The sequence below is a fragment of the Gluconobacter vitians genome, assembly GCF_015244565.1.
GTDB classification, from domain to species: domain Bacteria; phylum Pseudomonadota; class Alphaproteobacteria; order Acetobacterales; family Acetobacteraceae; genus Gluconobacter; species Gluconobacter vitians.
This window is the reverse complement of record NZ_JABCQG010000012.1, coordinates 20,288-33,240: the sequence shown is the minus strand read 5'-3', so window position 1 is coordinate 33,240 and position 12,953 is coordinate 20,288. Positions and strand designations below refer to the sequence as shown.

The 12,953-nt window shown below is 62.8% G+C and carries 15 protein-coding genes; 3 read left to right on the top strand and 12 right to left on the bottom strand.

The window, feature by feature from the left end; genetic code table 11:
* Positions 1–80: 80 nt before the first annotated feature.
* From HKD24_RS10090 to HKD24_RS10045, 10 genes are all read right to left on the bottom strand, one after another.
* Positions 81–503 carry a hypothetical protein gene (locus tag HKD24_RS10090; protein ID WP_194260182.1) on the bottom strand — a complete coding sequence of 141 codons (423 nt, stop codon included), beginning with the start codon at positions 501–503 and terminating at the stop codon, positions 81–83.
* 87 nt (positions 504–590) lie between these two features.
* Entirely contained in the window at positions 591–2,018 is a 1,428-nt protein-coding gene (locus tag HKD24_RS10085; protein WP_228124315.1) for a sugar porter family MFS transporter, read from the bottom strand.
* A gap of 87 nt (positions 2,019–2,105) precedes the next feature.
* Entirely contained in the window at positions 2,106–3,125 is a 1,020-nt protein-coding gene (locus tag HKD24_RS10080) for an asparaginase (protein WP_194260181.1), read from the bottom strand.
* Positions 3,126–3,156: 31 nt separating this feature from the next.
* Complete coding sequence (locus HKD24_RS10075) at positions 3,157–3,612, bottom strand: hypothetical protein (protein WP_194260180.1); 456 nt, start codon at positions 3,610–3,612, stop codon at positions 3,157–3,159.
* A gap of 5 nt (positions 3,613–3,617) precedes the next feature.
* Positions 3,618–4,172, bottom strand: a complete 555-nt coding sequence (locus HKD24_RS10070) for a Fur family transcriptional regulator (RefSeq protein ID WP_062500859.1) — start codon at positions 4,170–4,172, stop codon at positions 3,618–3,620.
* Positions 4,173–4,228: 56 nt separating this feature from the next.
* Positions 4,229–6,100 (bottom strand): phosphoenolpyruvate--protein phosphotransferase, encoded by a 1,872-nt coding sequence (ptsP, locus tag HKD24_RS10065; protein WP_194260236.1) that lies wholly within the window; start codon positions 6,098–6,100, stop codon positions 4,229–4,231.
* Positions 6,093–6,392, bottom strand: a complete 300-nt coding sequence (locus HKD24_RS10060) for an HPr family phosphocarrier protein (protein ID WP_194260179.1) — start codon at positions 6,390–6,392, stop codon at positions 6,093–6,095. Before HKD24_RS10060 ends, ptsP begins: the two co-directional genes overlap by 8 nt.
* Positions 6,393–6,406: 14 nt before the next feature.
* A complete protein-coding gene (locus tag HKD24_RS10055) occupies positions 6,407–6,847 on the bottom strand; it encodes a PTS sugar transporter subunit IIA (RefSeq protein WP_194260178.1) in 441 nt (146 codons plus the stop codon).
* Positions 6,844–7,809 carry an RNase adapter RapZ gene (rapZ, locus tag HKD24_RS10050; RefSeq protein ID WP_062511115.1) on the bottom strand — a complete coding sequence of 322 codons (966 nt, stop codon included), beginning with the start codon at positions 7,807–7,809 and terminating at the stop codon, positions 6,844–6,846. Before rapZ ends, HKD24_RS10055 begins: the two co-directional genes overlap by 4 nt.
* Before the next feature lie 49 nt (positions 7,810–7,858).
* Positions 7,859–8,320 (bottom strand): HPr kinase/phosphorylase, encoded by a 462-nt coding sequence (locus tag HKD24_RS10045; protein WP_194260177.1) that lies wholly within the window; start codon positions 8,318–8,320, stop codon positions 7,859–7,861.
* A gap of 92 nt (positions 8,321–8,412) precedes the next feature.
* Here HKD24_RS10045 and HKD24_RS10040 point away from each other — a divergent pair, with 92 nt between their 5' ends.
* Both HKD24_RS10040 and HKD24_RS10035 read left to right on the top strand, forming a co-directional pair.
* Positions 8,413–8,763, top strand: coding sequence for a RidA family protein (locus HKD24_RS10040; protein ID WP_194260176.1), 351 nt, complete (start codon positions 8,413–8,415; stop codon positions 8,761–8,763).
* A 170-nt stretch (positions 8,764–8,933) separates the two neighbouring features.
* Positions 8,934–9,293, top strand: coding sequence for a UrcA family protein (locus HKD24_RS10035; protein WP_194260175.1), 360 nt, complete (start codon positions 8,934–8,936; stop codon positions 9,291–9,293).
* 134 nt (positions 9,294–9,427) lie between these two features.
* Here HKD24_RS10035 and HKD24_RS10030 read toward each other — a convergent pair whose 3' ends face one another.
* Positions 9,428–11,242, bottom strand: a complete 1,815-nt coding sequence (locus HKD24_RS10030) for a stimulus-sensing domain-containing protein (protein WP_194260235.1) — start codon at positions 11,240–11,242, stop codon at positions 9,428–9,430.
* Between the two features lie 42 nt (positions 11,243–11,284).
* Positions 11,285–12,055 (bottom strand): response regulator transcription factor, encoded by a 771-nt coding sequence (locus tag HKD24_RS10025; RefSeq protein ID WP_228124314.1) that lies wholly within the window; start codon positions 12,053–12,055, stop codon positions 11,285–11,287.
* Between the two features lie 162 nt (positions 12,056–12,217).
* Between HKD24_RS10025 and HKD24_RS10020 the strand changes: the two genes are divergently transcribed.
* Positions 12,218–12,883, top strand: a complete 666-nt coding sequence (locus HKD24_RS10020) for a nucleotide exchange factor GrpE (RefSeq protein ID WP_194260174.1) — start codon at positions 12,218–12,220, stop codon at positions 12,881–12,883.
* The last annotated feature ends 70 nt before the right edge of the window (positions 12,884–12,953 follow it).

The following is a 12,953-nucleotide window of genomic DNA, read 5'->3' as shown; positions in this document are numbered from 1 at the left end:
AGCGGATTTCCTGACATTCCGGCATTGATAACCATCTGAAACAGCCGGAAATGGCGAATTACGCCAGTTCGTACAAACCCTTACTCCGCCAGTACCCGAAAGCGTTCCGGCAGCGGACCACGCCCGGCCAGAAAACCGCGCAGGCCCACAACCAGTGAGACCAGCAGAACAATATTCCACAGGACAAAAATACCGATCGGCAGCAGGAAAAGAAGCTGACCGGGACCGGAGCTTCCCGGCGGTTCGGTCATGAAGCAGGCCAGGAACAGGGCGGCCGAACCGATGATGAACGCCACGTCATACCAGAACAGGCGCACCAGCCAGTTCAGATGCGCCCGCTCCACGCCCACGCTCGATCCGCGCAGAATATAGGCAAGGACCACACCCGCCAGAAGGCTGATCCCCGTAAAGAAGCGGGCGATATAAAGCGCATAGACAAGCAGGACGCCGCCCCTGCTCACATTGCGGCTGAGGTCACGGGAGGATCTGGAGAATTCGCTCAAGCGCGTTTCCTTGATGAAGGTTTACATGAAAACGCCCGGCCAGAAGGGCCGGGCGCATGGTCACTCGATGGTGATGCCCGGAAAGCTCTAACGGCCCAGTTTGCGGAGTTTCACACCCTGCATGAGCCGTTTTTCAATGACGGCCAGAGACATGCCCCGGGTCTCGGGCACGAACAGGATTGTCAGCAGCAGGAACAGCGCGTTCAGTCCGGCAAAGAGCCAGAACGTGCCTGCCGTTCCCAGCGTCTGCATGAGCGTCAGGAAGCTCACACCCACCAGAAGATTCGTCATCCAGTTGGTGAAGGTCGAGATGGCGATCCCGAAATCACGTCCGGCCAGCGGCTGGATTTCGGAACACAGAACCCACATCAGCGGACCGGCCGACATGGCAAAACCGGCGCAGAAGATCATCAGCAGAAAGACGGCCGCGATCTGCGAGGACTGCGTGGTCATGCCGGTCTGCAGCAGCATGGCCAGAACACCCATGCCGAGCGCCATGACCGTGAAGCCCGCATAAAGGATCGGCTTGCGGCCCCAGCGATCGACCAGTCCCAGCGCCACGAAAGTCGCGAGCATGTTCACCAGGCCGATGATCGCCGTGCACCACATCTGCGACTGTTCATCGAAATGCGCGGCCGCGAGAATATTGGGCGCGTAATACATGACGATGTTGATGCCCGCGAGCTGCTGCATCATCTGCAGCATCACGCCCAGCGCCACGGAGCGGCGGAAATTGGGATTGGTGCGGAAGAGTTTGAAACCCTCCTGCTTCGTCTCGAGCTGCTCGCGGATGGCGCGGATTTCCCTGGCAGCCGTCAGCGGATCCTCACGCAGGTCCAGCAGGATCTGCCGTGCTTCCTTGTGACGCCCCTGCGCCATCAGCCAGCGCGGGCTGTAGGGCAGGAACAGTACGCCGGTCAGGAACAGAATGGCGGGAATGCCCGCCACGCCGAACATCCAGCGCCAGTTGCCGCTGTAGGAAAAATACGTGTCGGACAGGAACGCGATGAAAATGCCGACCGTCACCATGAGCTGATAGGTCGAAACCATCGCCCCGCGCGCATCCTCACTGGCGATTTCCGACAGGTACAGCGGGGCGGTGAAGGCGGAAATCCCGACTGCGACGCCCATGACCACCCGAAAAGAAATCATGGATGCGACCGACCAGCTCATCGCACAGCCGATCGTGCCAATCACGAAAATCGCACCACCCACGATCAGGGAATGCTTGCGGCCAAGGGTCTTGGACATCCAGCCTGCACTCAGCGCCCCGGCTGCTGCACCGGCCATCATGGAGCTGACGACCCATTCCAGCGCGACGGTGGAGGCATGGTATTCCCTGCCGAAAAGATCCAGCGCGCCGGCCACAACACCAATATCAAGTCCGGACATGAGGCCAGCCAGGGCGGCAATCACGCCGATCGCAATGATCTTGAAACGTGTTGCGTCGAAAATGGATGGTGTGGCGTCATCCTGTGGCGAAATGGTCCCGTTTGTCCCGACCTGATCATTCATATTGTGGCGCGTTCCTTTCACTCAGTCATAAAATGACATCAATCTGTCACCCGGCTGTCATATCCGTAACCTATAACACAAATCCGCTTATCGCGGGAGGGCAGAGCGGATTTCACCCACCGTAAAGCCGTTCCAGTTCCGCAGGATCTGGGTGGATGTTGCGTCCAGAATCTCGCAGTCTGCCTCATTCCTGCACAGGATTTCACTGCCAAAACGACGCATCAGTGCGGACATCGCGACCTCCGCCGCACGGTTGGCGCCGTCATCGGTCTTGATCGCCAGACCGAGACCCAGCTCCGGCAGCGAGGCGATCATCACGCCTTCTGCACCCATCTTCACAAAAGCCCTTGTCCCGAAGCGATCCATGATCTTCGTGTCGTAGCGTCCCGTCCCTGCGACCATGAACGGATTGACCGCCACGGCCTCACGAAGTCGTGTAGCCGCACGGAAACGCCCTTCGGACAGACCGGTTCCCGCACCAAATCTTGCAAAACCTTTCGCCAGCGCTTTCAGAGGCACGGCATAGGTCGGCATGGAGCAACCATCCATACCGCGATTGCTGTCGTCATGCGGCGTATCCATCATGGCGGCGAGCACATCCGTCACGCGGCGCTGGATCTCGTGGGACGGATCGATATAGCCGGTCGGATCGATGCCCTGATCGCAGGACAGGCACACCATGCCCGCATGTTTGCCCGAACAGTTGTTGTGCAGCGGGCAGGCGTCCTGATGCGCAGCGGCCAGAGCGCGGCCCGCGGGTTCATAGGTCGGCCAGTGCGTTCCACATTCCAGAGACCCGACATCCCGCCCCACGGAAGCCAGCATCGTGGCGGCCATTTCGGCATGGGCCTTTTCGCCGCCATGCGAGGCGCAGGCCAGGGCCAGCGCGTCATTGCTCAGACCCAGACGGTCGGCTGCGCCACTTTCCACCAGTTCGATGGCCAGCAGGGATTTGACAGTCGAACGCGGAAAGACCGCAGCGTCCACGTCGCCACAGGACCAGACCACGCCACCATCGGCATCCACCACAACAGCCCGGCCCAGATGATGGGATTCTACCCGTCCGCCGCGCGTAACCTCGGCCAGAAGGCCCGACTGTGCTGCCATTTGATTGTTCCCCTGTTTCTCGTGGTGTCTGTCATGACGGTTCCGGGCCGAGCACATAGCACGGACGGCCATCCTGGCGATCCTCCGTCAGCCAGGGGTGGATCAGGCGGCGGCGGACCCGCACCACGCCCATGTCATCAACAGCCGAAACATGCGCCAGATCTTCCGCAAGATGCGCAGCCGTCCGGAACATGAGGCCGTCCGCCAGCGGCAGACCATCCCGCACGAAGTTCCGGGCGGTGGTAACATCCGTCAGATGATAGACAAACGCCTCGCCTGCGGGCGGACGGAACCCGACAGGGTTCAGAAAGCTGGCTTCGACATCCGCAGCGGGAAGATGTGTTGGCGGAGGCGTCCAGCCGAGCAGGTCGGGCTGTTCCGGTGGAGCGGCAGGTCTGCGGGTGGGAGCAGTCTCCGGACGTTCGCGGCGGGATTTCGGCAGATGCTCGAACAGGGATGCCGACGACGGGGAACGACGGCGGCCCATCCGTCTCAGCCTGCTGCGGTTTTCGGGCGGCGCGCCGGCGTGACACCTGCCTTCTGGCAGTCCGCGCACAGGCCTTCAATTTCCACGGTGGCCGCTTCGGCCCGGAACCCCATGCCCTGCGCTGCACGGGTCAGGATCGGAGCAATGGTTTCCTGCTCCAGTTCCCAGGCCCGGTCACAGCCGCGGCAGATCAGGAACTGCGCGCGGTGCATTCCGCCTTCGTCATGGTGATTGCAGCCATGCGGACATTCCACTGCATGGGAGCAGCCGACAAAGGCGCTCAACCGTTCCAGACGGTGGATCAGACTGTGCTCCAGCAGGAAATCCAGCGCCCGGTAAACCGTGGGGGGCGCGGCTTTTGGATGGGCGGGGCGCAGTCTGGCCAGAAGATCATAGGCTCCGGACGGCTTCTCGCTGGACAGGATCAGGCCCAGCACCTGCCGCCGCGTCTCCGTCAGGCGCTGCCCGTTGCGCTGGCACCATTCGGCCGTGCGGTCGAGGCGTTGGGTGACCTCGGGCGAAAAGGTCAGGGCGTCAGCAATGGCAGCAGAATCCGGCATGGCGCTCAATATGGCATCCCGATCGCGCTTTGCCGAGAGAGCGCGCGCAAACGGCGTCAGGTTGCGAACTGCCGCACCAGATCGCGGATCACGAGTGGGTCGGTTTCCAGCATGACCTGCCGGCGCAGCTGGTCACAGTCTTCGAGCGTAAGGGTCCGGATCAGCCGCTTCACACGCGGCAAAGACGCGGAGTTCATGGAAAAGGACCGCAGACCCAGACCGATCAGCAGCCCCACAACCCGCGGATCGGATGCCATTTCCCCGCAGACCGAGATCGGACGGCGCGCCCGGAGCGCCGAATCCGCCGCCGCTGCAATCAAACGCAGGACGCCGGGATGAAGCGGGCTGTAGCGGTCTGCCACCATGGAATCCGCGCGGTCCACGGCGAGTGTGTACATCGTCAGGTCATTGGTCCCGAGCGCCATGAAATCGGCATGTCTGGCCAGTGTGTCCACCGTGAGTGCCGCAGCCGGCGTCTCGACCATGATCCCTAAGGGCGGCAGCGGATCGGGAAGCGCATGTCCTTTGCGCTTCAGGCGCCGTACTACCCGATCATAGATCTCCCGTGCACTCACGATCTCGTCCGAAGACGTGACCATGGGCAGCAGGACCCGCACCGGGCCGATGGCAACGCCTTCTTCCGGTTCGGCCGCGCGCAGGATGGCGGCGAACTGCGTTTCAAGAACATCCGGTACCCGGAGCAGAAGCCGTATCCCCCGCAGACCCAGCGCGGGATTGTCGCCATCCGCAACCTGCTCCGCCAGCCCAAGTCTGCGCATACAGGCACGGCCCTTCTCGCCGCCCCAGTCCAGCACGCGGATCGTGACGGGCCGGCCGTCCATCGCCTGGACAATGGCGCGATAGGCCTCGGTCTGACCGTCTTCGTCAGGCAGGTCCTCGCGTTCGCCGAACAGGAATTCACTGCGCAGCAGACCGATGCCCTTGGCGCCGTTGCGCATCAGCATCGGCAGTTCTGCCGGCAGTTCCAGATTGGCTGAAAGTTCGATGTCCTCGCCGCTCTGGAGCTGGGCCGGGAGGCGCTTGAGGCGTCCGAAAGCCCGCTTTTCCTTGACTTCCCGCTGCGCCGCTTCCGTCGCCAGACGCAGTTCGGTCTCGTTGGGGGAGAGCGTGACGGTGCCTAGATGCCCGTCCACGACCACCATCTCGCCTTCCTGCACCTGCGCCATGAGGTTCGGCACGGCCAGGATGGCGGGAATGTCGAGCGCGCGCAGCAGGATGGCCGTGTGATCGGCCCCACCACCGCCCTGCGTCACCACGGCCGCAATCCGGGCCGGGTCGATCATGGCGACATCGGCCGGACGGAGCTGCTCGGCCACCAGAACGGAGCCAGGCGGCAGGCTGGAAAACGCGCGATAGGAAATGCCGGTCAGGTTCCGAACGAGGCGGCGGCCGATTTCCTCGAACTCACCCGCCAGACGCAGATTGGCGTCGGCTTCCTGCGTGTTGTTCTCGCGCGCCACAGCCTGCGCCATGCGCGAGACCTGCAACGCCAGTTCCTGCGTGACCTCCGAAACGGCCGCTTCGGCACACAGTCCCTCGTCCGCAATGCGACCACGGACCTGACGGACCAGCCGAGAGGGGCCGAGCATCCGCTCATAAACCGTCAGAAGGGACGCAATTTCCTCGCGACCTTCTTCCGGCAGTCCGACAAGCCGGTCCCGCATTTTCTCAATCTGATGGAAGGCCCGGGCAATGGCCTCGTCCAGACGGATATTTTCCGCTTCCGGCCCGATGGCGCTGTAGCGTTCGGTGATATCGGGAAGGGGCAGTTCCTCAACCCGCCCGGCGGGCCCAAGTCCCAGACCGGGCGTGATGGCCTTGCCCTGAAGGAAAACGCCGGAACGTGTGCTGCGGCGGGAGGAACGGGAAGAGCGGCTTCGGGACGGTCTTGAGGACGGTTCAGTCACGCTCACCAAACCCGTCTGCGATCAGGGCTTCCAGAGCATCCAGCGCCTGTTCGGCCTGCGGGCCATGGGCGCGGAGTGTGACGGTCTGGCCCTCACCGGCGCCCAGCATCATCAGTCCCATGATCGACAGGGCGGAGACGACATTGGAGCCATGGGCGATCGTGGTCTCGGCGTCAAAACGCTCGGCTGTGGTGACGATCTTGGCGGCGGGCCGGGCATGAAGGCCCAAATGATTGACAATGGAGACGGTGCGGGGGGCAACGGTCGCGGAAGAAAGGGTCGTATCGCTCATTCAGTGAACTCAATTCAATGAACAGGCAGCGTACAGGCACGCGGCCCTCCATGGAGGCAGGGATCGGGAAGCTGCGACGCCACGGCGATGTACTTCCGCCCCGCCATTGTGGCCTTTTCCACGCAGCCTGCAAGATCCAGATCCCGCCGCGTTTTCGCCAGCTTGACCAGCATCGGCACGTTCACGCCCGAGACGACCTCGACATGTCCCGGCTCCCGCAGGGACAGCGCCAGATTGGATGGCGAACTGCCGAAAATATCCGTCAGCAGCAGCACGCCCTCGCCGGTATCGAGCCGATGGAGCAGGCGTTCGGCCGCCGGACGCAGCATGGCGGGATCATCATCATCCGCCACACCGACCACACCCACCTGTGCCTGCGGCCCCACGACATGGACCAGCGTTTCCAGCAGGACATCGCCAAGACGTCCATGCGTTACCAGCATCAGTCCGATCATACCGTTCTGTCCTGTGAGGAATCCTGGGGAGGTACGGCCCAGCGCCAGGACGCCAGACCCTTGCGGGCAAGTTCACGGTGCAGGACCATCATTGGTCCGACCGGCATAGTTTTCGGAAGGATACGCGCCAGTTCTTCCACGATCGTCACCGAGCGGTGACGGCCGCCGCTGCATCCGATGGCAATGGTCGCGTATTTCTTGCCTTCCGCCACGAAACGGGGAAGCACAAGCTCCAGCAGGCTCTGGATATGGCCGAAAAACGCTGAATAAGCCGGGTCCGACTTCACGTACTGCACCACCGCCTCGTCCAGCCCGGTCATGGGCTGAAGGGCCGGATCATAATGGGGATTGCGCAGGAAACGTGCATCAAAAACCATGTCCGCCTCGCGCGGCAGACCTGATGGATAGGCAAAGGACATCAGCGCAACCGTCAGCCCTTCCCCGCCTGTGCTGCCAAAGCGCGTCTCGATCAACTGGCGCAGTTCGGGGGATGGCAGGTCAGACGTGTCGATGACCAGATCCGCATTGGCCCGCAGCGGCGCCAGAAGTGCGGTTTCCTGTTCGATTCCGGGAAGGATGGTGCCGCTGGTGACCAGAGGATGGCGGCGGCGGGTGGCGGTGAAGCGGCGAAGGAGGATTTCGGGCTCGGCAGTGGCGTAAAGAAGCTGGACCGAGCAGTCCGGCAGAAGTCGCAGGCGTTCAAGCTCTTCCAGTACGCGGGACGCTTCGAACCCGCGACTGCGGACGTCGATCCCGATGGCCAGATTCTGCCCGGCCCGTGACGCGAGCGCCTGGATCAGGTTCAGGGGTGGGTTATCCACGACCTCATGACCCAGATCTTCCAGAACCCGCAATATGGATGATTTTCCCGCTCCGGACAGACCCGTTACGATCAGGATCCGGCGGGAACCATGACCATATTCGGATAAAGAGCCAGACTCGGGATGGTTCGCCGATGCCATGTGCCACACTCTAGCCGTTTTTCTTTTTGTGCGGAACTATTTCGCACCTTCACGTTTCCGCAACATTTTCTCCCGCTCCGGCGACCCAGCCATAAACCCCGCAGCAGGCCTTCAGCGCCGCCCTGATCCGCGCCACCATTCCCGGAAAACCGGGCTCCAGACGCAGCATGACCGCTCCCGTCCAGGGGTCCCGGCACGGCTCGGGCAGACGGGGCTGCCCCTCCCCCAGACAGACCCGCAAACGGACCCTCGCATTTATGACAAAAGGTGTCCGGAGAATTCCGACCCCCCGGACTTCGATCAGTCCGGCAAGCCGTTCAGGGGCCGAAGCAAGAGTGCCATCCAGCATCACCCGGTCATCCGCCACGAGGTCAAATCCCGCATCCATCAGCCGCAGCGCAAGTTCCGATTTCCCCGAACCCGAAGGGCCGGAAATCAGGACGCCTTCCCCGTTCCACGCCACACAGGACGCATGGACCGAACCCTCAGACGAAGCAGACAGCACGGACATGACGGATTGCGACCTCCACGGGAGCGGACTAAGACCTTGGGTCGGACAGGGGCATGACGGACCTCTGGCATGGATCAGGACTACGAACCACTATGGGCGCATCCTCCCCACACCAAAGCGTCACCGTACATGGAGACGAAGTCACCTGCACTGATTTCAGTGGATTCAGCCCGGACGGGGAACGTCCCGGACGTCTGTCGGATGAATGTCAGGCCGCTCTCTCCGCCATTTCACTGGCTCTTGCCGATCATGGCCTGACCCTCGACCATACCCGGCACGTCGCCGCCATGATCCGGGAAGGCCAGACTTTCAGCCAGTGTCAGGCCGCCCTGAACGAGGCGCTGGCATCGGCGAGACCCGCACTGACCCTGCGGATCGTGCAGCGCTTCCCCCTCCCCGAACAGCGCATTGCCCTGAGCCTGACCGCCACACCACACGAATAATCGGCATGATCCGCCACTGTGTGGTCTGAAATACTATTTTTATCAGAAAACTGGTTTCAGGACGATTCTGAAACAGTTTTCCAGACTGGAAATTCAGAACTGGCACGCTTCCTGCATTGAAGATTTCCAGACGCCAGAAGCGTCGGAATTTTCTTCAGGAGCTTTGTGCCATGACCCGTTTTTCCACCCTGCTGATCTGCACCCTGTCTGTCGCCAGCATTGCCCTGCCGCTCCAGACGGCTCAGGGCCGCCCCGCTGATTTGGGCACAGCCAGCACTGAAATCGACCTCTCGTCGCTGGATCTGAATTCCGCACAGGACTGGGACGCAGCCACGAAAAAGATCCGTCAGGCCTCCCATGCCGTCTGTCAGCAGCTTCAGGATGAGAACTGGCTGTTCACGAGTGATGTGACCGACTGCGAGCAGGATGCCGCTTCCAACGCCCGCGACAGCCTGTACGACCTGCGGGACCAGCAGCGCACCCGGCGCCGGAACGGACATGTACTTCTTGCTCTTTCCGCCCGGAAGTGATGGCCATGTCCCGACATCTTCTGCCAGTACTGGTCCTTGCGCTGCCTTTTGCGGCTACGCTCGGACCGGGCGTGATAGACGGGGTGGAATCCGGGCCAGCCATCACCGTTCAGGTGCCGGAGCGGATTCCGGCGTCAGGGCGCGCGCGGGAGCCGCACCACGAAACAGGCCCCACGGATCGCCCCGGACGCATCCATCCGGTTCTCGGCGAACAGGCTGCCGCGCAGGGCGTGAATGATCTGCCGGCTGATCGCGAGGCCGAGTCCGGAATGCTGGCCGAAGTTTTCGGTCTGGGGCCGCTCTGAATAGAAACGGTCAAAAATGCTGTCGAGCTTTCCGGGCGGGATGCCGGGACCCTGATCGGTGATGGTGATTTCCACCACGCTGCCGGTCCCGGGTCCTTCCCCGGCAATGTCGCGCGCGCTGGCATGCAGGGCGATGATGCCCTTTGGCGGCGAGAACGACACCGCATTGCCGATCAGATTGCGCAGCACCTGCACCAGACGGTCCTCCACGGCCAGCGCCTTCAGCGGCGGGTCCTGATCGCGGACATCGAGACGCAGAACAGGATCATTTTCACGGCGCGTCGTCTGATGCATTTCCGCCAGAATGGACAGAAGGGCGACGACCGAAACGGGTTCGGGACGCACGCGGGAGAGTTCCGCGTCAATGCGGCTGGCGTCGGAAATGTCCGTAATCAGGCGGTCGAGCCGTTTGACGTCGCTGTTGATGATGCCCAGCAACCGTTCGCGCCGTTCAGCGATCTGAATGCGTGGCAGGGTCTCGATCGCCGAGCGGATGGAGGAGAGCGGATTCTTGATCTCGTGGCTGACATCGGCGGCAAAGCGTTCGATGTCGTCCATCCGCGCCCAGAGCGCCAGCGCACTGCCCCGGAGCGAGCGGGCCAGAACGCCGATTTCGTCACGCCGGGCCAGCAGCCGCTCGGGCACGAGGTCCTTGCGGCCATCCGTCTCGCGCATGTCGTTGGACGCACGCGCCAGCGTCAGCAGCGGGCGGGCGATCGTGAGCGACAGATACCACGATAGCAGCACCGTCACGACCAGCGCCGCCAGCACCAGCGACAGGATCGAGGAGCGGACGGCAAAAAGCGTGCGGTCCACTTCCGGCGCGTGACGGGTGAGCTGGATCTCGCCAACCGTTACACCATCGCGCACGACAGGCTCCACGACTGTCACGACAAGCTGATGGTCCTTGGTGCGCCGGATGAAAGGCGGCAGCTCGGCCTGCGAATGGAGCGGCTGCGCATCATGCGGGCCGTCCATGGCGGTGTCGTTGGTGTCGAGCGTCACTTCCTCGCTGGAGGTCAGCGGCAGGAGCGACAGCAGCCAGTCATAGAAGCTTTCGAGGATATTGTTCCGGGGCGGCTGCCAGGATCCGCCATCGACCGCATCGGGCGCCGTGTGATCCTGCTTGCGGCGTGAGGCCGTGCGGCTGTCCACAACGAGTTTGCCATCCGGATCGAACAGCAGAGCATGGGCATTGGGACTTGGTTCGGTCAGGCTGGCCAGAAGCGGACGGGCCTGCGCGACATCCAGTTCCAGATTTCCACCGGGCGCCGGATGGCCGGGCGCATGGGCCGCAACCCGGACGGCGGACTGGCCGAGCGCGCCAGCATAGATATGGGCCTGCTCGCGCAGGGCGTTGACGTCGGTTTCCAGCAGGCCGTTCTGGAACTGGTCCAGAAACAGCAGCGTGACAGCCAGAAGCGCGAGCGGCAGGGCATTGAGCAGCAGGATCCGCACCAGAAGCGGTGAAGCCAGACGCCGGCGGGAGAAAGAAATCTCCGACAGCGGGCGCGGCTTCAGGCGGTTCAGAACCTGCACCCAGAAGGTCCGAAGCGATTCGACGAACCCCGTCCCAATGCGAGGGCGGGCCGATTCGGCACGACGACGGTCGCGCCCCTGTTCGAGCCGGTCGGCATCGAGCATGTGACCCGTGGGGAAAGAACCGGAATCGTCATCCACGCGCGCTTACTCGTCCCGGTAGCGGTAACCGATGCCGTACAGCGTCTCGATCTGGTTGAACTCGTCATCCACCTGACGGAACTTCTTGCGGACGCGCTTGATGTGGCTGTCGATGGTGCGGTCATCGACATAGATATTGTCGCCATAGGCCGCATCGATGAGCTGGTCGCGCGACTTCACCATGCCCGGGCGCAGGGCAAGCGCCTTGACCAGCAGGAACTCCGTGACCGTCAGCGCAATGTCCTGACCATCCCACAGACACTGGTGGCGCGTCTCGTCCAGCGAGAGCTTGCCCCGCACGATGGCGGAGCCCACAGCCGCAGCCCCTGTGGCCTCGGCGCGGCTGGCATCCTGACGGCGCAGCAGGGCGCGGATACGCTCGATCAGCAGGCGCTGGGAGAACGGCTTGGTGATGTAATCGTCCGCTCCAAGACGCAGCCCCATGAGCTGGTCCAGTTCCTCGTCCTTGGACGTCAGGAAGATTACCGGCAGATTCGAGCGCGCGCGCAGGCGCTGGAGCAGTTCCATGCCATCCATGCGCGGCATCTTCACATCCAGCACCGCAAGGCTGACGGGACGCGAGGTGATGCCCTGAAGCGCGCTTTCGCCATCGGTATAGGTGTGGACGGTAAATCCTTCGGCTTCGAGCGTCATCTGGACGGAGGCGAGGATGTTCCGGTCGTCATCCACCAGCGCGATGATCGGCGCGGCGGAGGCTGCGGACGGCGGCTGCGAAGCCGGCGAGGGCGGCGCGTAGGGGGTTCGGGGCGTCTCCATGAGGGGTCCGTCTGCTGAAAACTGTTGCGGCTTTTTACCTATAACCCATGATCCATGATGGCGGAAAATAGGCTTTTCAATGACATGATGCGTCGCTATGCGACCGCGCAACCCTTGTCTTTGAGACAATCAGCGTTATCTCCTGAAGAAGTACGGGGCCGCATGATGGCCCGTCCCATAGAAGAAGGTCGTGACATGACAGACCACAACGCATCGCCGGAAACGGCCCACGACGTGCCTGAACAGGGCGTCGAGACCTCCGGCCATGAGACTCCGGGCATGAACGAGACCGGCGGTGAAACGCTGGAAGAAACCACGCCGGAAGCCCGGATCGAGGCTCTTGAAGCCGAAGTCGCAGAACTGAAGGACCGCTGGGTCCGTTCCGAAGCCGAAAGCCAGAACATCCGCGCCCGCGCCAAGCGCGACATCGAGGATGCGCGCCAGTACGCCATCCAGAAATTCGCCCGTGACGTGGTCGAGGCTGCCGAGAACCTGCAGCGCGGCCTGGCGTCCCTGCCGCCGAAGACCGAAGGCGAGGATACGCTCATCACCAAGCTGCGCGAAGGGATCGAGGGGACGGAACGCTCCTTCCTCAACATCCTCGAACGCCACGGCATCACCTGCGAAGACCCGACCGGCAAGCCGTTCGACGCCAACCTGCATCAGGCGATGGCGGAACAGCCGTCCGACCAGCATCCGTCGGGCCATGTCATGCAGTCCTGGACACCGGCCTGGCTGCTCAAGGGCCGTCTGCTGAAGCCGGCCATGGTCGTGGTCGCCAAGGGTGGCGCACAGGCCGCACCGCAGGGCGTCGACAAGACGGCCTGACATGCCCTTGGCATAAGGACCGAAATCCCACGTCCGGGATTTCTTTGCGGAACGGCAACCGGGAATGGTT